Below are 21,461 nucleotides of genomic sequence, written 5' to 3' on the forward strand. Positions count from 1 at the left end.
CATGCAGAGCGTAGCGAAGCATCTCGCGTGACTCAACTAATTCTATTTCAACAATTGAATTGCTACCACACGCGAGATGCTTCGCTACGCTCTGCATGACGTTCTACACCACCAAATAAGAAATCAGCGGGTTGAGCGGGCTGCGGCGCAGGGCGTAGTTGGCCACGCCAAACACCTCATCAAACGCCAGTGTTTCGCCGGGAAACTCGGGGCAGTTCAGCTCATCGAAAGCCACGATGGCCCCTTTGGTCAGGCGCGGCCGGATGGCTTCGAGGCAGGCCTTGGTGGGGGCGTAGATGTCGAAGTCGAAATAGGCGAAGGCGATGACGGTTTCGGGGTGGTCGCGCAGGTAGCGGGGCACGGTTTCGGAGGCGTCGCCGGCCACCAGTTCAAACTTGCGCTTGTGCGGGATGGGGCTGTCTGCCTCGTGCAGGGCCAGGATTTCGGTGAGGTATTCCTGGTAATTTTCGGTCACACCGTAGTCGCCTTCCTTTACCCGGTCACCGTCCTTCACATCCACCGATGGGAAACCGCCGAAGGTGTCGAATCCTATTATTTTCCGGTTGTAGTTGAACGGCTCGTAGATGCCGCGCAATGCGTGCATCAGCGCCAGGTTCTGGCCCCAGCGCACGCCGAATTCCATGGCTACCCCGTGCACCGGGATGATTTGCTGGTAGAGCTCGGTGAAGAACAGCAGGCGCGAAAACGTCTGCCGGTTCAGGTACAGGCCCAGATTGTTGAGCAGCTCGGTGTTCGGAATCGGCGACTCGCGCAGGGTTTGGGCGAAGCCTTCGCGGCGCGACTGCTCGGGCGCGGAAGCCCCGCTAAGCACGGAAATAGGAGAGGACATGGACATGATATGGGGCGTTGGCCAGCACTTAGGCCGGCTGCAAAAATGCAACAATACTGCGGCCCAGCCCAACGCCGGCCAGGGCTTCGTAATAGGCCGCCACAGCCGGTAGAGGGGCAGTGCGCAGCAGGAAGTTGTCCTGGGCCAAGCGGGCGCGGTGAGCGCCTTTCCCGGCCGTGCGGTCCATTACGTAGTTAGTGGCTGGGTTTAACAAGTTGAGGTCAATTGGTTGGTCGCCAATGATTTTAGCGACGCGCCAGTTGGTTGCTTCAGCAAGATTGCGCAGACCAGGCTGGGTGAAGTAGGATAGGTGGTCGGGCAACACAACCCAGAAGGTCCGGTCAATTTGGCCAGTGTCGAATAGGTGCTGTTGCAGAGCCGAGAAATCATTGGGCACATCAACCACCAGGACACCTCCGGGCTTGATTAGCTGCCGGCAAAGGTGCAGCAAGTCCGCCGGTTCGAGCACATGTTCCAGCACGTTATCGAGCCAGAGCACATCGAATTGCTGACCCGCTGCCACTAGCTTTTGCACTTCCTCATACAGGTCGCCGGTGCGCAGCTTTTCCCGTAGCGCCGGGTGAAACTTCTCCAAACTGAAGCTGCTGAAATCCAGCCCCAGCACGTCCCAGCCCTGCCGTTGGAAGTAGTCCAGCGCCCAGCCCTCGCCGCTGCCGATGTCAAGAAACGAGCCCGTACCCTTTGCCTCGCGTAGCTGCTCCAGCACCCAGTGGCGCAGGCGCAGCTTGCCTTCGATGTGCTCCAACTCCTCGGCCGGGTACTCGGGCTGGTAGGTGGTCAGGTTTTCCTGATAGTAGCGTTTGGCGTAGTAGTCGCGCAGCTCCTCTGGGGTAGGCTTGTGCTTAATTTCGTAGAAGCCGAACTCGTTCTGGCGCAGGGTATCGGGCAGGGTCATGTGGTTTTTTGCTCGATGTGCGCGTTCAGGGCCATTATTTCGGGGTGGGCTTCAAGCAGGGCCAGCAGGTCGGCCACGTTCAATTGGTCGGCGTGGTGCTGTTCGATGAGCGCCTTGAGCACAGCGTAGTCTTCGGCCGTATCCAGCGTGATGCGGAAGCGGCTGAAGTCGCCGCCGGGCCACACCTCGTCGCGGTAAATGACGCGGCCGGCGGTGGCCGGGTCGGCTTTCAGGTAGGGCGTGACGTGCTCCCGCTCGTAGGGCAGCGTGGCGTTGGCATAAGCCTCCGCCAGCATTTTCATCGAGAAAATCTCGAAATCCAGTCCGCGCGGGAAGGTGCGGACAATGGAATTGGAGCGGTACACCAGCGGGTTGCCTTCCTCCAGATAACGTTCTACGGCGGCCCCAATCAGCGGGCCATCCACCAGCGGGCAGTCGGAAGTGACGCGCACGATTACATCGAGGCCAAATTTCCGGGCCGTCTCGTAGTAGCGGGCCAGCACGTCGGCCTCGCTGCCCCGGTGGTAGGGGATGCCATTCGTTTCGGCGTAGGCGGCCAGCACGTCGTCGGCCGGCTCGGTGGTGGTGGCCAGGTAGATGGGCAGGCCGCTTTGCAGGGCGCGGGCTACGTGGTAGTCCAGCAGCGGGCGGCCGCCGGCGGGGAGTAGCACCTTGCTCGGCAGCCGGGTGCTGCCCATCCGCACCTGCGAGATGATGCCGGCGCGCTGCATTATTCGGAAATTTTTTCGAGCAGATACACCACGTCTTGGTTGCCGCGCTCCGCATCGTTGATGTAGGGATAGAGCTTTTGCTTCACCAAGCGCAGGTTCGGGAAGTGGTCCAGAAATACCTGGGCGAAGTCAGTTTTCCAGAGGAAGCCCTCATTGCCGCGGTACTTAATGGGCGTGGTTTCGGGAGCGTAATACTCGTAGCCCATGATGTAGCGGCGCGAGGTACGCACCATTTCGCCCATGATGCGCGGCAGGTCCTCGGGCGCGATGTGGATGAGCACGCCGTTGGTGCAGGTCACGTCGAAGTAGTTATCCTTGAAGGGCAAATCGAAGCCGCTGCCTTGCAGGATATTCACGCCGCGCACGAAATCGCGGGCTTTTTCCACGGCATACTGTTGCAGCTCAATGCCGTACAGGTTGGTGAAGCCTGCGGCTTGCAGGCCCACGAGCTGCATCCCGGTGTTGCAGCCCACTTCCAGAATCCGGGCCTCCCGGGGCAGGTCGCCGAGGAATTCGGCGTTCATCTCCAGCTTGGTGTGGCCGTAGAGGTCGCGGTAAAAGGAGTTCCACTCGTCGAGCGGGCGCGAGTTGCGGTCGGTGTATTCACGGCCGAAATCGCCGGACCAAAAGTCTTCTTGTTGGGTGTGCTGCAAGGGGAAGGTGTTATTTTAGAACTGGAATCAAAAGCGCGTCATGCAAAGCACCTTATCCTTCCTTCTGCGTTAAAAATTCGCTGATGCACGCCACCACGTAGGCCTGTTCCTCGTCCGTGAGCGTGGGGAAGAGCGGGATGCTGAGGCAGTGGGCGTAGTAGGTTTCAGATAGTGGGAAGTCGCCGGCCTTCCATCCTAGGTCTTCGTAGTAGGGCATCCGGTGCACCGGAATGTAGTGGACCTGAGTGAAAATCTGCTTGGTTTTCAGGAAGTCGTAGAGGCCTTTGCGGTCGGCTACTTCGATGATGTAGAGGTGGTAGGCGTGGCCGGGGCGACCGGGGGCCAACACGGTGAGGCCTAGCACCTGGGCAAAGGCGGCATCATACTGCGCGGCCAGCTGGCGGCGGCGGGCGAGGCCCTCATTGGCGCGGGCAAGCTGGCTGAGGCCGAGGGCGCAGTTGAAATCGGGCAGGCGGTAGTTGTAGCCGAGTTCCTGCATTTCCATGTACCAGCCGCCGTCGGGCGCGCGCCGCAGGTCGGCCGGGTCGCGGGTGATGCCGTGGGTGCGCAGGCGCAGCAGGTGATGGAACAGCGCCTCGGAGTTGGTCGTAATCATGCCGCCCTCGCCGGTGGCAATATGCTTGACGGGGTGGAAGCTGAAGATGGCCAGGTCGGCAAAGTTGCCGTTGCCGCAGCGCTGCTCCTGGCCTTTCGAGTCGATGAAAAAGCCGCCGGGCGCGTGGCAGGAGTCCTCAATAATCCAGAGGCCAAACTCATCGGCCAACAGCCGGGCTTCTTCCAGATTCACGGCCAGCCCGGCGAAATCAACCGGAATCAAACCGGTAAAATGGCCTTTCGGATGCGTTTCGAGCAACTCCCGCACCTTTACCAAATCAATCAAACCCGTTGCCGGGTCGATGTCGGCAAAGTGGACTTCGCCGCCGCAGTAGCGCACACAGTTGGCCGAGGCCGAGAAGGTGAGCGGCGTGGTGATGACGCGCTGGCCGGGCTGCACGTTGAGTGCCAGGGCGCAGAGGTGCAATGCGGCCGTGCCGTTGCTCACGGCCACGGCATAGCGGGCCCCTACGTAGGCGGCAAACTGCTTTTCAAACTCGGCCACGGTGGGGCCTTGCGTCAGGTAGTCGGCGTGCAGGGCGGCCGTGACGGCCGCGATGTCGGCCTCGGTTATGTGTTGGCGGCCGTAGGGGAGTGGCCGGGTGGGTTCAAAGCTCATGCAACCCAAAGATAGGGGGAAGGGTCGTAGCCAAGTAGAGCAGTGCATTTGCAATTACTTTTGGAGGAATGAAGAGACTTTTAAGCAAGCCCTGGCAATTGGCCTTTATGGTGGGGCTGTGGCTGACGCTAGCGGCACCCGTGCAGGCACAGCGTGAGTATTTTAACTGGCATTTTGGCGACAGCGCGGCCATTTCCTTCGTGTCTCCAACTCTGCAGACCACGGTGCTGCTCGATGGGCACGTAAAATTTCCACAGGGCGTGGCTTCGATGTCGGACGGGGCCGGGCGTTTCCAGTTTGCCTCCGATGGCTACGTGGCCTGGGACCGGACCGGCCGCCTTATGCCGGGCCGTAACGTTTCGCAGGTGTTGCGTCCCTACGGTTACAACCGCCGCCAGGTGATGGCCGTGCCCGCACCGGGTAGCACCTCGCGCTACTACGTGTTTGCCAGTCAGCGCGAGTTTTACGCCAACGAATTTCCGGTGAGCGGCAGCACGCCGGTTTACTTGCCCTATGTGGTGGTGGACATGACCATGCGCAATGGCCTGGGCAGCATTGTAGCGCACGACAGCCTGCAAATTCCCCTTGGCCTGGTACAGCGCGTTTCGGTGCCTAGCGGCCTGGGGTGCAACTGGGCGGCCGTGCGGCACGCCAATGGCCGCGACCTGTGGATGGTGGGCATTACGAGAGAAGGGCATTACCTGAGCTGGCTCCTAAACGCAAACGGCGTAATGGCTACGCCCGTGGTCAGCTCCACCAACCGCTGGTCCAGTATCAATGGCATTCTAAAGGCTTCGCCCGATGGCCGCGGGCTGGCCCTGCTGGTGAATGCATATGAAGTAGGTTTCTCGTGGGCACAGGGCCGGTTGGAAATCAGTAGCTTCGATGCCGCAACCGGCCAGGTAAGCAATGTGCAGGCGCTGCCCACCCGGTTCAAGGGCTACCGCTACCCACCGTCCAGCAATGGAACTTTTACAACGACGCTGCCCCGGCTGGACGGGCTGGAGTTTTCGCCCGATGGCGCACGGCTCTACGCCGATTCGGCCGGGGTCAACCTGCTGCAATACAATGTGCTGGCTGGCTCGGCTCAGGCCATCGACGATAGCCGTACGGCCATTCGGCCCGTGTCAGGCGTCAGCCCCACGGGCTACCTAACCGATATGAAGCTGGGCCCCGATGGCCGAATCTATCTCACGTACGGCGGCAGCGGCTTAATGAGCTGCATTGCGGTGCCCAACGCCCTAGGCCAAGCCTGCCAGTTGCAAGCGGGCAGCTTCAGCCTGCGGGGGCGCTCGGCAGGCACCGGCACGCTGCCGCTTTCTGCCAACGACCTGAACCTGCCACCCGTGGTGGTGGGCAGTGCCGGCAGCATTGCCGCCGGCAGCGGCTGTGCGGGCACCCTCATCCAATTCATGTCTTCGCTGAGCCCGTTTGTGACGGCGGCATCCTACGATTGGAATTTTGGTGACCCCGCTTCCGGTGCCCTCAACAGCAGCGGCGGCCAGGCTCCGGGGCATATTTACCAGCAGGGTGGTAGCTACACTGTCACGCTGCGCGTCACGGCCATCAGTGGCCAGCAATACATGGCCACGCAAACGGTCCAGGTGCAGGCCAGCCCGGTGGTGACGCTGGGGCCGGCCCTCCGGTCGGTTTGCCAAGGGCAATCCGTGGTGTTGAATCCGGGGCCACAGCCGGCCGGGGTCGTTTTTGCCTGGCAGGATGGCTCAACCCAGCCCACATTCCTGGCCCGGCAGCCGGGGCTCTACACGGTGCGCGTAACCAATGCGTTGGGCTGTAGCACCACGGCTAGCGCCCGCGTCGAATGGCTGGCCGCGCCGCCTTCCTTCCTGGGCAACGACACCACCATTTGTCTGGAAACGCCTTACCTGCTGCGGCCCCGTCGCCCGCAGCCCAGCGGCAGCACCTGCCTCTGGCAGGATGGCTCCACGGCGGCCAGCCTGCTAGTCCAAAGCCCCGGCCGGTACGAGCTGGAAACCACCAACGCTACGGGCTGCACCGAACGCTCTGCCATCGTCATTAGTGATGGCAACTGCCCGATGGTGCTGCCCAATATCATCACGCCCAACGGTGACCGGGAAAACGAATGTTTCGTCATCAAAAACCTAAGCACCAGCAACTGGCAGCTTGAAATATACAACCGCTGGGGCCGGCAGGTTTACCAGAAGCGCGGCTACGATAATACCTGGAATGCCCCCGGCCAGCCCAATGGTGTCTATTTTTACCTGCTGCGAAATGTTGTGACCGGCGAGCAGCGCAAAGGACAGCTGGAAGTTTCACGCTAGGCAAGCGGCACCATCTGAACACAAAAACGGCCACCCTTTTGGAGTGGCCGTTTTTGTTTGAAAGAAGTCGGTGACGCTACCTGCTACACCTGAAAATCGGCATCGACGTGCAGACGGATTTCGTCCCGAATCTGCTCCGCCGTCAGCCATTCCTCGTTGTTGAACGAATCGTATTGGAAGCCCAGCGGCACGCGCTTGCCGTCAAACTCCTCGATGAATTTGTCCACGTCCCAAGTGGGCATGGAGGGCAGAATGACGTAGTAGCGAGCCAGCTCGACGGTGCTCAGGGCGTCGGTTTCGGTAATCATGGCCTCGTGCAGCTTCTCGCCGGGGCGGATGCCCACGATTTTCTGCTCACACTCCGGGCCGATGGCGCGGGCCACTTCCGTGATTTTGTAGGAAGGAATTTTCGGCACGAAAATCTCGCCGCCCCAGGCGTGCTCCAGCGCATAAAGCACCAGGTCCACGCCTTCCTCCAGCGAGATGTTGAAGCGCGTCATGTCGGGGTGGGTGATGGGCAGCACGCCGGTGTGGCGCTGCTGCAAAAAGAAGGGCACCACCGAGCCGCGCGAGCCGATTACGTTGCCGTAGCGCACCACCGAAAAGCGCAAATCACGCTTGCCTTTCATGTTATTGGCCGCCACGAAGAGTTTATCGGAGCACAGTTTGGTGGCGCCGTAGAGGTTGATGGGGGCGGCGGCTTTGTCGGTGCTCAGGGCCACCACGTCCTTCACACCGCAGTCGAGGGCGGCATTAATCACGTTTTCGGCCCCGAAAATATTGGTCTTGATGCACTCCATCGGGTTGTACTCGGCGGCGGGCACCTGCTTGAGGGCGGCGGCGTGAATCACGATGTCGATGCCTTCGCAGGCGCGGTGCAGACGCTCGCCATCGCGCACATCGCCAATGAAATAGCGAATGGCCGGGTACTTGGCCGGGCTGAATTCCTGGCTCATCTCATACTGCTTCAGCTCGTCGCGCGAGAACACCACGAGGCGCTTCACCAGCGGAAATTGTTCGAAAACGGTGCGGACGAATTGCTTGCCGAAAGAGCCGGTGCCACCCGTAACGAGGATGGATTTGTGGTTGAGGTCGAGAGCCATGAAAATTGATAAGCCAAAACAGGACTGCAAAAGTAGTCGGCAGGAATGTAGCGTGGACTCTGCGAGTCCGCGCCCGGGCAAACGAGAACGGCCTAACACGGACTCGCAGAGTCCACGCTACATTCCCGACCTTTGGCCTGCGGAGCTGCTTCCGTGCCGCAAATGCTATTCAATTCCCTTCATTTCCTCGTCTTTTTCCCGATAGTCGTCGGGCTGTATTATGGCTTGCCGCCGCGCTGGCGCAACTCGCTGCTGCTGGTGGCCAGCTACTACTTCTACATGAGCTGGCGGGCCGTATATGCGCTGCTGCTGCTGGCCACCACGCTGCTCGACTACTACAGCGGCTACCGCATGAGCCAGCTGCCCACCAAGGCGCAGCGGCGGCCCTGGCTCTATCTTAGCCTGGCCAGCAACCTGGGTACGCTGTTTGTTTTCAAGTACTTCAATTTCTTTCGGGACAGCATTGCACAGCTCGCTGCTACACTTCACCTGCCCATTGGCACGGGGCCGGCGCTGGGGTTGCTGCTGCCGGTGGGCGTGTCGTTCTACACGTTTCAGTCGGTGGGTTACATCATTGATGTATACCAGGGCCGGCTGGAAGCAGAGCGGAATTTTGGGCGGTTTGCGCTGTTCGTGGCGTTTTTTCCGCAGTTGGTGGCTGGGCCCATTGAGCGCGGCGGGCATATGCTGCCGCAGTTCCGCCGCGAGCATGAATTTGATTATGCCCGCATCGTGAGCGGCCTGCGCCTCATGGCCTGGGGCCTGTTCAAAAAAGTGGTGGTGGCCGACCGGCTGGCCCTGCTCGTCAACCCCGTTTTCAACAATCCCCGCCAGCACCCCGAAGGCCCTCTGCTGGTGCTGGCCACGCTGGCCTTTACTTTCCAGATTTACGGCGACTTTTCGGGCTATACCGACATGGCCCGGGGCGCAGCGCGGGTGTTGGGCTTCGATTTCAACCTGAACTTCCGGCAGCCCTACCAGTCGGCTTCGGTGCCGGAGTTTTGGCGGCGCTGGCACATGTCGTTGTCAAGCTGGTTTCGGGACTACCTATATATCCCGCTGGGTGGCAGCCGGGTAGCACCAAGCCGGGCTTATTTCAACCTACTGGTGGTGTTCCTCGTGAGCGGCCTCTGGCACGGGGCCAACTGGACATTTCTGGTCTGGGGTGGCTTGCATGGCATGTATCTGGTGCTCAGCACCTGGGCAAAACCGTGGCGCGAGCGGCTGGCGCAGTTCACTGGGCTAGCGGCGCGGCCGGGCATGCGGCAAGGTTTGGGCGTGTTCATTACGTTCGTGCTGGTGGCCTACGCCTGGATATTTTTCCGCGCCAATACGCTGAGTGATGCCCTGTTCATCAGCCGGCATTTATTCAGCGGCTGGCAGAATCTGCACGGCCGGCAGCTCGCCACGCTGCTGCTCGATTTCTCCCAGCACTACCGACCCGAGCTGGCCGTGGCCGCCCTCGGCGTGGGCCTGATGCTATTGGTAGAATACTTCGCCAGCCGGCGCAGCCCGCAGGTGTGGCTGGCCGCGCAGCCCTTTGCCACACGCTGGGTGGGTTACGTGGGGCTCGCGCTGCTCATCCTCTACTTGGGCATTTTCAACAGCACTTCGTTCATCTACTTTCAGTTTTGAAAATGCTCGTGCGGACTGCTGTTTCAAAGTTGCTGCTGCGCCTGGGGCTGCTGGGCGGGGCGGGCTTGCTGGGCGCTATGCTGCTGGCCCCCGTGGTGCTGCGGGGTGGGGTCGATGCCTTTTATGGCCGATTCACGAGCCCGCCGGCCGGCTCGCTGATTTTGGGTACGTCGCGGGCGGCGCAGGGCATCCGGCCGGCGGTGCTGGCGGCGCAGCTAGGCGGGCAGTTCGAGGGGCCGATGCTGAACTATGCGTTCACGCTCACGCACTCGCCCTACGGCCCGGCCTACCTAGCCAGCATCCGCCGCAAGCTGCGGCCCGAGGTGCGCCACGGCCTGTTCATCCTGGCCGTCGACCCGTGGTCGTTGTCGCTCACCGGCCCGGAGGGGAGTTTCCCGGAAACCCAATCTTTTATCGGCCAGCTCCACCAAGTTAGCCAGAATCCCAACCTGCCTTACCTCACCCGCTACCAGACCAAGCCGCTCTACCGCCTGCCCCTCGACTACGCCACCGCCACCGAGCGCCTGCACCCCGATGGGTGGCTCGAAGTCAATATCGGTACTGACAGCGCCCAGGTGCGCGCCCGCACCGCCCGCAAATTGCAGGATTACCGCTTATTAGCGGCCAGCCAGCACCTCTCGAGCGGGCGCTTACAGGCCCTGCGCCAAACCATTGCCTTTCTGAAACCGCACGGCCGCGTGGTGCTGGTGCGCCTGCCCGTGGGAAGTTCATTGTTGCAATTAGAGCAGGTTTATCAGCCCGGGTTCGAGCAACTGATGCGCCAGACGGCCGCTGATTTTTCCGTACCATATCTGGATTACAGCGCCCGGCCCTACGCCACCACCGACGGCAACCATCTGCAAAGGGCGGCGAGCGCGGCTTTCAGCGAACAACTGGCCGAAGATTTAGCCGCCAGGCTTCAGAGAAAGTAATTTAACATCATAAGAAACAAAAAAGGCTTTCCAGATATCTGGAAAGCCTTTTTTAGTCAACTTAAGTGTGATTACTCCACTACTACCCGCTTGGCGATGGCGGCCGTGCCCAACTGAATACGTAACGTGTACACGCCTTTGGCCAAGTCTGCTACGTCAACGGTTGTGGCCGCACCGCTGTCAGCGAGTTGAATATTGCTCCGGACCTGCTGGCCCAGGCTATTGAACAGGGTGGCTTGTGCCGGGAGGCCGTTGGTCATTTTAGGAACCAGCACTGAGAAAGTAGCGTGGGCCGGGTTGGGGTAAAGCACTACATCGGCAGCCGCCAGTGCCGCGCTGGTGGCCAATGGACCAGCCGCCGGCCCAAACCGCAACTCAAAGCGCCCAACCAGCGCTTGGGCAGCTTGCTGTGCAGTCACCGTGAACGAGTAGCTGGCCTGCTGGCGTAGATTAATTTGCTGGTTGGTCTGGGCATCGACCAAGTAAGCATCCAGGCCGGTGGGGAGGTTGAGCAATTGCTCGGCACTCAGCGTGTAGCTGCCCGCAGCGGGCACGCCAATGCTTAGCGGCATGACCGTGGCAGCGGTGAATTGGGACAGGCCCGCAATGGCCTGGGCCAGGCTGCCGACGGGCAGCGCACCGAGGTTCAGGCCGCTGGAATTGAGCAATTTCACGGCATCATATTGGGAATCGAGGCCGGGAGTAGCCCCGGCTTCAGCGTACACAAACAGCGCATCAGCCGGGCCGGTGCTGCCTTGCAAGGCCAGCTGCACCAGTGGACGGGCATCGGCAGTGCCTCGGCGCACGGGTACCTGCATGGTGTAACTGGTGACGCGCTGGGCGTTGCGGAACGTGAGGCTGCCTGCCGACTGCCCCGCGCTCACTCGCACGAAAAAGCCCTGGCTGCTGCCAATAAGCGGGCTGCCGCCCACGCCGTTGGCGTAGGTGCGGTAATTTCCCTGGTATTGGTTGCTGCTCTCGAACACGTACATGGCCGCGTCGAGGTTGGGACGGTCGGTACCGTTTACCAGGCTCCAATCGAGCGGGGCAGGGTAGGGATTGCCTACGAAGGCCCAGCCAGCATCGGTGGCCGTTGCGCCCGTGTTGCGGGCCAGCGGCACGGTCAGGTCGCCGGTGTTAAGGGTGCCATTGAAATCAACCGTTTCCGAAGCCATGATATTCACGTTATAGCCACGGCCTGGCGTCAGCGCATCGGTAGTACCCGCCGGCGAAAACCAGCCCTTATCGAAGGCGCTGGAGGTATTAGTGGTAGTGGCCAGGCGGCTCTGGTCGTAGCCATATACCGTGGGGAACGGCTTAATCGACCCTGGCGTGGCCGAGGTATTGTAGGTGGCATTCAGCACCGGCGCGAAGCCGGGCGTTGCCAAATCGGCTACCGTAGTGGCTGCCACCGGGGCGCTGTAGTGCCGGTAGCCCAGGCCATTATTCACGCTGCGGTCGAGGTAGCGCTGCACCAGGGCCGTGCTGCCCTGCACAATGCCCGTGCTGCTGTTCACCACCAATGCCGTACCGGCCGCCCCCGAGGGCAGCGTCAGGCTTTTCCCATTTAGCACGAGATTGCCGGTACCGCCCACCGTGAGCACCTGCATCACCGTTTCGGCCGTATTCAGGGTCACGGTGTTGGCGTTGGTCGTGGTCAGGTTGCGAACCTGGCTGGGTAGGGCAGCCCCGGTCACCTGGGCCACGGTACCGTTATAGATATAGCTGGCATCGTTGCTGAAGCTGCGACTGCCCGTCAACTGCACCGAGCCGACGGCACCTGTCGCCTCAATCCCAGCTGCATCGCAGATGCCCAGGGTGCCGCCGGCCGCCAGCACAAAGCTGCCCGAGCCCGTCAGCGGCTGGCAGTTGGTCAGCAGCGTGCCGCCATCCTGAATCGTGAGGGTGCCCACCACCGTGAGGCCGCCGGTGAGGGTGGCCGTGCCCGCGCCGCCCGTAGCCGGGCCGGTGATGGTTACGTTGCCGTAAGTGCCGTTCACGTTCTGCGGGGTGCTCACCACGAGGTCGGGTAGCGCCGAAAGCTGATTAAGCCGGACGCTAATCGTGGCGCTGGCAAAGTTGGCCGCAAGAAAGTCCAGGTCGCCGTCGTTATCAATGTCGGCAGCAGCCACGCCATTGGGGTTAGTGCCTACTGATACAGTGCTGCTAGTGCCAAAAACACCAGCCCCGTTGTTCAGGCGCACGGTTACGTTGTTCGAATTAAAGTTAACCACGACCATATCCAGGTCGGCATCGCCGTCGAGGTCGGCGGCCGCGATGCTGGTTGGGCCGGCTCCGGTTGAATATTCAGTGCCGCCTCCAAAGCCGCCGCTGCCGTTGTTGAAGCGTACGCTGGCGTTATTGCTGCCGAAGTTGGCGCTCATCAAGTCCAAGTCGTTATCCCCGTCGAGGTCACCCAGCGCCACCCAACGCGGGCGGCTATCTAATACGGGGTCCGAACCGCCGCTGAAGGTACCGTTGCCGTTGTTCAACCGAATACTGACCGTAGAGCTGGAAGTGCCCCAGTTGGCGGTCAGCAGGTCTAAGTCGCCGTCGCCATCCACGTCGCCGGTTTGAATATTGAAGGGAAGCGTCCCAACGCTTATGGTTGAGCCGCCACTGAAGTTGCCTGCGCCATCATTCATTCGCACCATCACGTTGTCACTGGCTCCGTTGGCCACCAGAAAGTCGAGGTCGCCATCGCCATCCAAGTCCGCTGTGGTCACACTTTGGGGCTGGCTGCCTACCGTATAGTCGGTGCCGCCACTGAAAACGCCGCTTCCATTGTTGAAGCGCACGCTCACGGAATTGGCGTTGTAATTGGCCGTCAGCAGGTCCAGGTCGCTGTCGCCGTCAATATCAGCGGTTGTCACGCTGCGCGGCTGGCTACCCACGCTGGGGTTCGACCCGCCGCTGAAGCTACCGCTGCCATTGTTGAGCCGGACGCTAACCGAAGCGCCGCTGAAAGTGGGCGAGAGCAGGTCCAGGTCGCCGTCATTGTCCACGTCGGCCACCGTCACATTATAAGGACTGGTACCCACGCCCGGGTCCGAGCCGCCGCTAAAAGTGCCGTAGCCGCCGGTGGCCGCCGCCGTAAATTGGAAAAGACGCGGCGTAGCCAGCGCCCCGGCGCTGCTGCGGGCCGCAGTAGTTACGCCCACGCGCACAGTTTCGCCCGGCCGGAAATCGAAGCCGGGGGCAAACGTCAGCTGGTCGTTGTTGAGAGCAGTAGTCCCACTGGTATTCGTGCGCAACCCGCCACGCTGGCTGCTAAAAACCCGTAAGGCTGACTCCGAACCCGCCAGAAGCGGCTGGCTGAAACGAACGGTTACCGGCGTGGTACGAACCGCCGCCTTCTGATTGGCCATCGGCGAAACGGAGGTAATAATGGGCTGCGCCGCCGCTGACAGCATCAGCAGACTCGGTAGCAGCGTCAGTCCCGCAATTTTGACGTGGTAGAAACGTGTTGTCATAAAAAAGGAAAGGCGAATGGAAAGGAAAATGAGGCTAAAGTAAGTGGTTGAAAGTCTAGCTCCTATAGGATGCTACAAGTTCTGCCAACTGCCCCGCCAGCGCCCGGCGCGAGTACCGCGAATGGCTCACCGCCGGCAAATCGAGGCTTGGATTGCTGCGCCACTGTGCCACCAGCGCTTCCAGCGTTTCGCGCATCAGGGTGGTGTCTTCGTAAGGCAGGGCCTGGCCCGCGCCGCATTCCTGGAGCAGGTTGTCGGCATCGGAGCCGGCCGGGCCTACGCAGAGAATGGGCTTATTGGCGGCCAGATATTCGAATACCTTGCCGGGCAGGATGCCGAAATTGCGCGGCACATCGGGAATACCCATAAGCAGGACAGAGGCACTCAGCAGATATTCCACCGACTCATCGTGCGGCACAAAAGGAATGAATTCGGCGAGCTGCAGTAGGCCGGCCTGCTCAATCTGCCCGCGCAGCTGGGCCGAAACCTGCCCCACGAAACGCAGCCGCACCGGCACATCGGGGTGAGCGGCGGCGCAGGCGGCCACGGCTTCCAGCAGGCGGTTGATATGGTAGAGCTCGGTGATGGTGCCGGTGTGGGTGATGCGCAGGCAATCGGTGGGCGGCTGCGAGGGCTGGCGGAAATCCGATTCGTCGTAGCCGTTGGGCAATACGTGAAACTTCGCGGCCGGCACCTCCGGCAGCTTGGCTGAGAACAGCCGTTTGGTTTCGGGCGAGGTCACCAGCACGGCGTCGGCCTCGGTCAGCACCTGACGCTCGTAGCGCGCATCCAGCCAGGAAGCCAGGGGCGTGTGGTGCAGGTCTTTGTAGTAGTAAATATCCGTCCAGGGGTCGCGCATATCGGCCAGCCAGCGCAGGCCGTGGCGGCGCTTCAGCTCCAAGCCAATGAGCTGGGTAGAGTGCGGCGGCGACGACGTGAGCACGGCATCAAACTGCTCGCCGGCGGCCAGCAGTTTCTCCACGGCGGCCAGGGCATGGCGGTTCCAGCCCCGGCGTGGGTCCGGGATGAACAGGTTGCCCCGCACGAAGCGTAAGGCCTTCTGCATCAGGCCCGGCTTGCCTTCGTTGGCAAAGCCGCCGTAGGGCACGGCGCGGCCCGTCAGTTTCTTGTAGCTCTCAAAGGGCTCCGAGGTTTTGGTGCGGATGACGCGCACGCTGGGCGGCACCTCTGCCAGCAGGCTTTCATCCAGCACGGGGTAGGTGGCCTGGTCCACGGCCACGGTTATCACCGTGGGCTCCACGTTGAAATGGCCCAGGTGCTTCACAAACTTGAGGCATCGCTGCACGCCGGCCCCGCCCGACGGCGGCCAATAGTAGGTGATAACGAGCAGGCGCAGAGGGCGGGATGATGACACAGCAACCGGAAACAGAAAGCGGGCCGCGAAGGTACGCCCGCTGCCGGTTTTCGGCCTTTTATGGTTACTTTTGGGGTTCAGTTTCAGCCTGATTCCGAGGGGCCGCCCCGCACCAAATCAGCGTAATCAGTTCAATCAGCGCTAAATCAGCGATTCAATGTTCGATAATCTCTCCACCAAGCTCGACCGGGCCATTAAAACCCTTAAGGGCCAGGGCAGCATCTCTGAAATCAACGTCGCGGCCACCATCAAGGAAATCCGCCGCGCGCTGGTCGATGCTGACGTTAACTACAAGGTTGCCAAGGATGTAACCGATAAAATTAAGGAGGCTGCCATGGGCCGCGACGTGCTCACAGCCGTATCGCCGGGCCAGCTCATGGTCAAAATCGTCTACGATGAGCTCACCGAGCTCATGGGCGGCGAGAAGAAGGACATCACCATCAAGGGCGACCCGGCCGTAATTCTCCTCTCGGGCCTGCAGGGCTCGGGCAAAACCACCTTCGCCGGCAAGCTGGCCAGCTACGTGAAGAAGCAGGGCCGCAACGTGTTGCTAGTGGCCTGCGACGTTTACCGCCCGGCCGCTATCGACCAACTCAAGGTGCTCGGCGAGCAGATTGGCGTGGAAGTGTACTCGGAAGTCGAGAACAAGAACCCCGTCGAAATCTCGCGCAACGCCATCGACTACGCCCGTAAAAACGGCAAGAAAGTAGTCATCATCGACACCGCCGGCCGCCTGGCCGTCGACGAGCAGATGATGCGTGAGATTGAAGCCGTTAAAGCGGCCATCAACCCCAGCGAAACGCTGTTCGTGGTGGACTCGATGACCGGCCAGGACGCCGTGAACACCGCCAAAACCTTCAACGACCGCCTGAATTTCGACGGCGTGGTGCTCACCAAACTCGACGGCGACTCGCGCGGTGGCGCGGCCCTCAGCATCCGGGCCGTGGTGGAGAAACCCATCAAGTTCATCTCGACGGGCGAGAAGATGGACGCGCTGGACCTGTTCTACCCCGACCGCATGGCCCAGCGCATCCTGGGCATGGGCGACGTGATTTCGCTGGTCGAACGCGCTCAGCAGCAGTTCGATGAGGACGAAGCCAAGCGCATCAACGCCAAGATTCGGAAAAACCAGTTCAACTTCGATGACTTCCTCTCGCAATTGGAGCAAATCAAGAAGATGGGCAACATCAAGGACCTGATGGGCATGATTCCGGGCATGAGCAAGGCCATGAAGGACGTGGAAATCGACGATGACGCTTTCAAGCCGGTTGAGGCCATCATCAAGAGCATGACCAAGCAGGAGCGGGCCAACCCCGACCTCATCAACGGCTCGCGCAAAAAACGTCTGGCCAAAGGCTCCGGGACTGATATTCAGCAGGTAAACGCGCTGATGAAGCAGTTTGAGGATATGCGCAAAATGATGCGCACCATGAACAAAATGAGCCAGACAAAGGGTGGCATGGCCCAGATGGCCAAAATGATGGGTGGCATGAAAGGTGGTCCCGGCGGCATGATGCGCTAAGCCCTCAATACCAATTGAAGAAAGGCCCGGGCGTTGTGTCCGGGCCTTTTTTATGATTTCAAGGGGCTGAAAATTAGGCTATTTTAATAAAATCTGCGGATGCGGGAATTTTTTGGTGCAATTCTTGTTGGCATCCTCGTGAAAGAATAGTTTTTTAAGGTGTTTTGGTATGGAAAGAGGCATCCCTTTGGGGTGCCTCTTTTTTTTGGTGCATTGTGTAAGGAAGCCGCCCTGTCCGCGTCAGGCTGGGAAAGGAGCGGGTGTTGAGGCCCGGCGTACCTTGCGTTCGTTCTGTTGCACCTTTTGTGGTTTTATGAAGCAGCTTGTTGAAAAGCACCCGCTGGCCATTCGCTGGTTTCACTGGGTCAACTTCCCCGTTCTCAGCCTCATGATTTGGAGCGGGATGTGGATATACTGGGCCAATGACGTGTACCGTCTGGGCTGGGGCAAGACCACACTGGTCAAGTTCTTCCCGCAGTCGTTTTACGAGGCTTTCCACCTCGACCACAAGCTGGCGCAGGGCATGAGCTGGCATTTCGTGCTCATGTGGGTGTTTTTCCTGAACGGCCTGCTGTACGTGAGCTACACCATCTTTTCAGGCGAATGGCGCTACCTTCTCCCTAACCGGTATTCGTTTAAAGAAGCTATTCTGGTAACGCTGCACGACCTCGGGCTGTACAAAAAGCCGCTGCCGGTGCGCAAATTCAATGGCGCGCAGCAGATTGCCTACACCTCAGTCATCATTATGGGACTGGGCTCGTTGCTCACGGGGCTGGCCATTTACAAGCCCACACAGTTTAGCTGGCTTACACAATTGCTGGGTGGATATGAGTTTGCACGCATCATCCACTTCGCGCTCACCATTGGCTACGTGTTGTTTTTCATCGTGCATATCACGCAGGTAGTGCGGGCGGGCTGGAATAATTTCCGCGCCATGGTGGCCGGCTTTGAAATTGAGGAAGTCGACCCCGTCACGCACCAGGTGGTGGCTGGCCCCACGGCGCTGCCTGCCGCTGATGCTTCCCTTTCGCCCAAATAATTACCGCTGTTCGGTATGACTGACCATTCTTCCGCGCCCGCGCCGCTCGACGGCCCTGGTGCTCCGCTGCAATCCGAAGCGGCCGTGCTGGCTGAAGCCCGCCGCCGCTCGCGCCGCTCATTTATTGGGTTAGGGCTGGCTGGCCTGGCCGGCATTGGGGGCTGGCGCTGGCTGATTTCGCAGCCCGCCGATGAAGGCATTCCGCGGCCGTTGCGCAAGGTGCTCGATTTTAATAGCCGCCTCAGCCAGGCCTATTTCAAGGAAACGCGCCTGGCTCCCGAGTTCGCCCGCAGCCGTGCCAAAACGCCCCGCGAAAACGGCGACGTGGGGCTTGATGGCGATGTGGACCCCGCCACCTGGCGGATGCGTGTGCAGGGCTACGGCACCGGCAAAACCCAGGAATTTACGCTGGCCGACATCAAAGCCCTGCCCAAAGTGGAAATGACCACTGAGCTCAAGTGCATTGAGGGCTGGAGCGTGGTGGTGCACTGGGCCGGGGCGCGGCTGTCTGACTTCCTGGCCCATTACCCGCTGGCTACCCGCAGCGGCCGCCCGGCCGACCCGCTAAACCCGCCCGCCGACCTTGCGCCCTACGTGGGCATGCTCACGCCCGACGAGCAATATTATGTGGGCCTCGACATAGCCAGCGCCCTGCACCCGCAAACGCTGCTGTGCTACGAAATGAACGGCGAGCCGCTCACTTCTGCCCACGGTGCGCCTTTACGTTTGGTTACGCCGCTGAAATACGGCATCAAGCACCTCAAGCGCATCGGCACCATCGCCTTTGCCGATTCCCGCCCCAAAGATTATTGGGCGGAGTTGGGCTACGACTGGGATTCGGGACATTAGACACGGGCGCTGCAAATTGTCATTCCGACGAAGGAGGAATCTGAGTAAAACCGCTCAAACGGCCCTACTCAGATTCCTCCTTCGTCGGAATGACAATTTCTATTAATGCACCACGCGCACTTCGTAGCGCTCGGGCTGGCTGCCGAGGGCGGGCACGTGCCACGCGCCCACGCGGCTGGGGCCGTAGCCGAGGTTCACTTTCACCCATTCGTCGCGGGTGGGAAGCAGGGCGATAATTTCCTGCTCCAGTCGGGTGCGGTCTTGTTGCAGGGCGGCGGTGTTCTGGCCAGCGGTTTCGGCGGCTTTGCGCAGGGCTTTTTCCGCGTCCAGGAAGGCTTGCACCTTTTCTTCCAGCGGAATGAGGTTGGGATTGAGGTAGTCGAGGTTGGAGGCCATAAAAAAGCGGCTGGAAAATCAGCGAATTGGTAAGTGTACGGAGCTTTTCAACGCAGCCCCGGTCCCAAAAGATACGGCCGCGCTGCGCAGCTAAGCCGGAGCTGGGCCGGTGGTACCGGAGGCGGGACGGTTGCGCTGGCACTTTTCGCCACAGTATTTTACCTCATCCCAGTTAGCGCGCCACTTTTTGCGGTACTCGAATGGCCGGCCGCAGGTGACGCAGATTTTGGTGGGCAGCTGGCCTTTACGGAGTTTGGCTGGAAGCATAATGCGGGATTGAGCAGGGGTGTAGTAGCCAAACGCCCGGCCCCGGCGCGAAGTTTTGGGTAATTTTGACTGTTGTTAGGTTGTGAAGCGTAGTTGCCCCGAACCCCGGCCGTAGCGCGAACTCATTGCCCAACATGCGCTTTTAATTTCCTTATGACCACAACCACCGCCCCCGACGTGCTGGGCCAGGCCCTGCTCGACTACCACCACGGCAAAGCCGGCGCTACCGTCACCGTACATTGCAGCGCCGCCGATGACGAGCCGTTGCCCGCCGCCTACTTTTTTCGTACCGTGCTGCAAATGCCGGAACTGGAGCGCCTGGCCCTCGACGAAAGCCGGGGCCGCGTGCTCGACCTCGGGGCCGGGGCCGGCTGCCACAGCCTGGAACTGCAAAACCGGGGCTTCCAGCACGTGAAGGCCGTGGACGTATCGGCCGGCTCCGTGCAGGTGATGACCGAGCGAGGCGTGCGGACCGTGGCCCGCCACGATTTATTCGCCCCGCTGCCGCCCACCGAGCTGCCCTACGATACCATCCTGCTGCTCATGAACGGCCTCGGCCTGACCGGCACCCTCGATGGCCTCGACAAATTCCTGGCCCACGCCCGCACCCTGCTGGCCCCCGATGGCCAGATTCTGGCCACGTCCTCCGACGTGCGCTACCTCTACGAAGACGAGGACGGCGCGCTGCTCATCAACCTCAACGGCCCGTACTACGGCGAAGTCGAGTACACCCTCAGCTACGATGGCCGCACCGGCGAGCCCTTCCCCTGGCTGTTCGTAGATGCCGCGCTGCTTAATGACGCGGCCGAAACTGCCGGCTACACCGCCGAATTCCTCAGCGAGGATGAGAACGACCAGTATCTGGTGCGCCTCATGCCGCAAGGAGCGAAAGGTTAGCAGCCAGTTGCTGGTTGTCATTTATTGGCAACAAAAGGCCTCGTCAGCAACGGCTGAAAATCAAAAACTGAAGTATAAAAATTAACAACGAAATCTTGACTAACGCCATCACTTACCGCACCCGCTGGGCCGACATGGACCCGAACGGCCACATGCGCCACTCCGCTTACGCTGACTATGCCGCCGACCAGCGCCTGGTTTTATTGGCCGAATGGGGCTACGACATCAAGGAATTTGCCCGCCTGCGCCTGGGGCCCATCCTGTTCCGCGAGGAAACCACCTTTCTCAAGGAAATCCACATCGGCGAAGAAATTCGGGTGGATAGCCGCCTGCGCAGCGTGAACGACGACGGCACCCGCTGGAGCATCACCCACACCATTTACAAAGCCGATGGCCGCGTAGCCGCTACCGTGGCCGTGGACGGGGCCTGGCTCGACCTCGACAAGCGCAAGCTCACCACGCCGCCCGCCGAGCTTAGCACGGCCTTCCGCGCCCTGCCGCTTTACGAGGCACCGGTGAAGTAGACCGAACCGATACAGAAGCAAAAACGAGAGCCCTCCGAATTGTCAATTCGGAGGGCTCTCGTTTTTCGTTCAGGTGCCCTAAGCCTCTACTGGTAGTACTCTGCCGGCGGGCCGCAACGCCTTGGTAATGCGGTCCATTTGCTGTTGATGGTGGAGTAAATGGTCCACCAGGTGCTCCATTACCTGATAGATAGTGATGCGGCCGGAGCGCGGGTGCGGAAACACCGCCCGATTCTGCTGCCGGCTCGGAAACTCGTTGAGCAGGCGCTCCAGCTGCCGGCGCGATGCCTCCCAGGACTTGCGCATTTCGGGCAGGGTGGGCACTTGGCCGGTATCGGTGAGGGTGGCCACCCCGCGCGGCGCTTTGAACTTGAGGCCGGGCAGGCGCAGCAACAGGCGCACGAACTGCACCCGTAGCCGGGTAAAGAGGCTCACCTTGGGCAAAAGCTCCTCCGCCTGGAGCTTCTTCTGCACGTATTTGAGGATGTTATCCTCAATAAAAAACAGGTGATGCACTACCTGCACCGCCGACCATTTGCCCGGCGCGGGGGCGGTGTTCTGGTCCGGCCCCAGCGCTTCGGCCGAAGCCAATAGGTGCTCAGTGGCCCGTTCGAGCTGTTCAAATTTGAGGTGAAGGCGGTGATTCATGCGGGTGGGGAGGATGAAAAAGAGCCTTACGGCAGAGCAGGGGTAAAAGGTACGGCGACAATCTGATTGGTTTCGCGGCCGGATTTGGGTGGCGTATTTGGCCTGATAAACTGG

General features: G+C 60.7%; 19 protein-coding genes. 8 read left to right on the top strand and 11 right to left on the bottom strand.

Going from position 1 to position 21,461, the window contains the following annotated elements; translation table 11 throughout:
* Window positions 1-103: 103 nt before the first annotated feature.
* The 5 genes from ACYU70_RS01740 to pseC are packed head-to-tail and all read right to left on the bottom strand — an operon-like array spanning window position 104 to window position 4,384.
* Window positions 104-850: a class I SAM-dependent methyltransferase gene (locus ACYU70_RS01740; RefSeq protein WP_342299609.1), complete on the bottom strand. Its 747-nt coding sequence runs from the start codon at window positions 848-850 to the stop codon at window positions 104-106.
* A gap of 28 nt (window positions 851-878) precedes the next feature.
* Window positions 879-1,766, bottom strand: coding sequence for a class I SAM-dependent methyltransferase (locus ACYU70_RS01745; RefSeq protein WP_342299610.1), 888 nt, complete (start codon window positions 1,764-1,766; stop codon window positions 879-881).
* Complete coding sequence (locus ACYU70_RS01750) at window positions 1,763-2,497, bottom strand: glycosyltransferase family protein (protein WP_342299612.1); 735 nt, start codon at window positions 2,495-2,497, stop codon at window positions 1,763-1,765. The genes ACYU70_RS01745 and ACYU70_RS01750 overlap by 4 nt, the downstream gene beginning before the upstream one ends.
* Window positions 2,497-3,150, bottom strand: coding sequence for a pseudaminic acid biosynthesis-associated methylase (locus ACYU70_RS01755; RefSeq protein WP_342299614.1), 654 nt, complete (start codon window positions 3,148-3,150; stop codon window positions 2,497-2,499). Before ACYU70_RS01755 ends, ACYU70_RS01750 begins: the two co-directional genes overlap by 1 nt.
* 52 nt (window positions 3,151-3,202) lie before the next feature.
* Window positions 3,203-4,384 (bottom strand): UDP-4-amino-4,6-dideoxy-N-acetyl-beta-L-altrosamine transaminase, encoded by a 1,182-nt coding sequence (gene pseC, locus ACYU70_RS01760; protein ID WP_342299616.1) that lies wholly within the window; start codon window positions 4,382-4,384, stop codon window positions 3,203-3,205.
* A gap of 68 nt (window positions 4,385-4,452) precedes the next feature.
* On the opposite strand from pseC, the gene ACYU70_RS01765 reads away from it, so the two are divergent.
* Complete coding sequence (locus ACYU70_RS01765) at window positions 4,453-6,687, top strand: T9SS type B sorting domain-containing protein (protein WP_342299618.1); 2,235 nt, start codon at window positions 4,453-4,455, stop codon at window positions 6,685-6,687.
* 83 nt (window positions 6,688-6,770) lie between these two features.
* On the opposite strand, the gene pseB is transcribed toward ACYU70_RS01765, so the two are convergent.
* Window positions 6,771-7,790, bottom strand: a complete 1,020-nt coding sequence (gene pseB, locus ACYU70_RS01770; protein ID WP_342299620.1) for a UDP-N-acetylglucosamine 4,6-dehydratase (inverting) — start codon at window positions 7,788-7,790, stop codon at window positions 6,771-6,773.
* A 162-nt stretch (window positions 7,791-7,952) separates the two neighbouring features.
* On the opposite strand from pseB, the gene ACYU70_RS01775 reads away from it, so the two are divergent.
* Together ACYU70_RS01775 and ACYU70_RS01780 are read left to right on the top strand one after the other, a co-directional pair.
* The gene (locus tag ACYU70_RS01775) at window positions 7,953-9,425 is read left to right on the top strand and encodes an MBOAT family O-acyltransferase (RefSeq protein WP_342299622.1); all 1,473 of its coding nucleotides are present in this window, start codon (window positions 7,953-7,955) and stop codon (window positions 9,423-9,425) included.
* Between the two features lie 8 nt (window positions 9,426-9,433).
* Entirely contained in the window at window positions 9,434-10,357 is a 924-nt protein-coding gene (locus ACYU70_RS01780; RefSeq protein ID WP_342299624.1) for a hypothetical protein, read from the top strand.
* Window positions 10,358-10,428: 71 nt separating this feature from the next.
* On the opposite strand, the gene ACYU70_RS01785 is transcribed toward ACYU70_RS01780, so the two are convergent.
* Together ACYU70_RS01785 and ACYU70_RS01790 are read right to left on the bottom strand one after the other, a co-directional pair.
* On the bottom strand, window positions 10,429-13,830 hold the full coding sequence (locus ACYU70_RS01785; RefSeq protein WP_342299626.1) for a T9SS type A sorting domain-containing protein: 3,402 nt from the start codon (window positions 13,828-13,830) through the stop codon (window positions 10,429-10,431).
* A 55-nt stretch (window positions 13,831-13,885) separates the two neighbouring features.
* Window positions 13,886-15,205, bottom strand: a complete 1,320-nt coding sequence (locus tag ACYU70_RS01790) for a glycosyltransferase family 4 protein (RefSeq protein ID WP_342299629.1) — start codon at window positions 15,203-15,205, stop codon at window positions 13,886-13,888.
* Between the two features lie 157 nt (window positions 15,206-15,362).
* Here ACYU70_RS01790 and ffh point away from each other — a divergent pair, with 157 nt between their 5' ends.
* The 3 genes from ffh (at window position 15,363) to ACYU70_RS01805 (ending at window position 18,615) form a co-directional block, all read left to right on the top strand.
* Entirely contained in the window at window positions 15,363-16,727 is a 1,365-nt protein-coding gene (ffh, locus tag ACYU70_RS01795; protein ID WP_342299630.1) for a signal recognition particle protein, read from the top strand.
* Between the two features lie 313 nt (window positions 16,728-17,040).
* A complete protein-coding gene (locus tag ACYU70_RS01800; RefSeq protein ID WP_342299632.1) occupies window positions 17,041-17,766 on the top strand; it encodes a cytochrome b/b6 domain-containing protein in 726 nt (241 codons plus the stop codon).
* 15 nt (window positions 17,767-17,781) lie between these two features.
* Window positions 17,782-18,615: a molybdopterin-dependent oxidoreductase gene (locus ACYU70_RS01805; protein ID WP_342299633.1), complete on the top strand. Its 834-nt coding sequence runs from the start codon at window positions 17,782-17,784 to the stop codon at window positions 18,613-18,615.
* A gap of 102 nt (window positions 18,616-18,717) precedes the next feature.
* Here ACYU70_RS01805 and ACYU70_RS01810 read toward each other — a convergent pair whose 3' ends face one another.
* Window positions 18,718-19,011: a hypothetical protein gene (locus ACYU70_RS01810; RefSeq protein WP_342299635.1), complete on the bottom strand. Its 294-nt coding sequence runs from the start codon at window positions 19,009-19,011 to the stop codon at window positions 18,718-18,720.
* 90 nt (window positions 19,012-19,101) lie between these two features.
* Window positions 19,102-19,278 carry a DUF2256 domain-containing protein gene (locus tag ACYU70_RS01815; RefSeq protein WP_342299637.1) on the bottom strand — a complete coding sequence of 59 codons (177 nt, stop codon included), beginning with the start codon at window positions 19,276-19,278 and terminating at the stop codon, window positions 19,102-19,104.
* 153 nt (window positions 19,279-19,431) lie between these two features.
* Here ACYU70_RS01815 and ACYU70_RS01820 point away from each other — a divergent pair, with 153 nt between their 5' ends.
* Complete coding sequence (locus tag ACYU70_RS01820; RefSeq protein WP_342299638.1) at window positions 19,432-20,175, top strand: class I SAM-dependent methyltransferase; 744 nt, start codon at window positions 19,432-19,434, stop codon at window positions 20,173-20,175.
* 95 nt (window positions 20,176-20,270) lie between these two features.
* Window positions 20,271-20,699, top strand: coding sequence for an acyl-CoA thioesterase (locus tag ACYU70_RS01825; RefSeq protein WP_342299640.1), 429 nt, complete (start codon window positions 20,271-20,273; stop codon window positions 20,697-20,699).
* A 78-nt stretch (window positions 20,700-20,777) separates the two neighbouring features.
* On the opposite strand, the gene ACYU70_RS01830 is transcribed toward ACYU70_RS01825, so the two are convergent.
* On the bottom strand, window positions 20,778-21,347 hold the full coding sequence (locus tag ACYU70_RS01830) for a DinB family protein (RefSeq protein WP_342299641.1): 570 nt from the start codon (window positions 21,345-21,347) through the stop codon (window positions 20,778-20,780).
* Window positions 21,348-21,461: the final 114 nt, after the last annotated feature.

It is taken from the genome of Hymenobacter segetis, assembly GCF_054776495.1.

Excerpts from the sequence above, each read along its gene's own strand:
- ACYU70_RS01740 (WP_342299609.1), bottom strand. The coding sequence starts at position 850 with ATGTCCTCTCCTATTTCCGTGCTTAGCGGGGCTTCCGCGCCCGAGCAG.
- ACYU70_RS01745 (WP_342299610.1), bottom strand. The coding sequence starts at position 1,766 with ATGACCCTGCCCGATACCCTGCGCCAGAACGAGTTCGGCTTCTACGAA.
- ACYU70_RS01750 (WP_342299612.1), bottom strand. The coding sequence starts at position 2,497 with ATGCAGCGCGCCGGCATCATCTCGCAGGTGCGGATGGGCAGCACCCGG.
- pseC (WP_342299616.1), bottom strand. The coding sequence starts at position 4,384 with ATGAGCTTTGAACCCACCCGGCCACTCCCCTACGGCCGCCAACACATA.
- ACYU70_RS01765 (WP_342299618.1), top strand. The coding sequence starts at position 4,453 with ATGAAGAGACTTTTAAGCAAGCCCTGGCAATTGGCCTTTATGGTGGGG.
- pseB (WP_342299620.1), bottom strand. The coding sequence starts at position 7,790 with ATGGCTCTCGACCTCAACCACAAATCCATCCTCGTTACGGGTGGCACC.
- ACYU70_RS01775 (WP_342299622.1), top strand. The coding sequence starts at position 7,953 with ATGCTATTCAATTCCCTTCATTTCCTCGTCTTTTTCCCGATAGTCGTC.
- ACYU70_RS01785 (WP_342299626.1), bottom strand. The coding sequence starts at position 13,830 with ATGACAACACGTTTCTACCACGTCAAAATTGCGGGACTGACGCTGCTA.
- ffh (WP_342299630.1), top strand. The coding sequence starts at position 15,363 with ATGTTCGATAATCTCTCCACCAAGCTCGACCGGGCCATTAAAACCCTT.
- ACYU70_RS01800 (WP_342299632.1), top strand. The coding sequence starts at position 17,041 with ATGAAGCAGCTTGTTGAAAAGCACCCGCTGGCCATTCGCTGGTTTCAC.
- ACYU70_RS01805 (WP_342299633.1), top strand. The coding sequence starts at position 17,782 with ATGACTGACCATTCTTCCGCGCCCGCGCCGCTCGACGGCCCTGGTGCT.
- ACYU70_RS01810 (WP_342299635.1), bottom strand. The coding sequence starts at position 19,011 with ATGGCCTCCAACCTCGACTACCTCAATCCCAACCTCATTCCGCTGGAA.
- ACYU70_RS01815 (WP_342299637.1), bottom strand. The coding sequence starts at position 19,278 with ATGCTTCCAGCCAAACTCCGTAAAGGCCAGCTGCCCACCAAAATCTGC.
- ACYU70_RS01820 (WP_342299638.1), top strand. The coding sequence starts at position 19,432 with ATGACCACAACCACCGCCCCCGACGTGCTGGGCCAGGCCCTGCTCGAC.
- ACYU70_RS01830 (WP_342299641.1), bottom strand. The coding sequence starts at position 21,347 with ATGAATCACCGCCTTCACCTCAAATTTGAACAGCTCGAACGGGCCACT.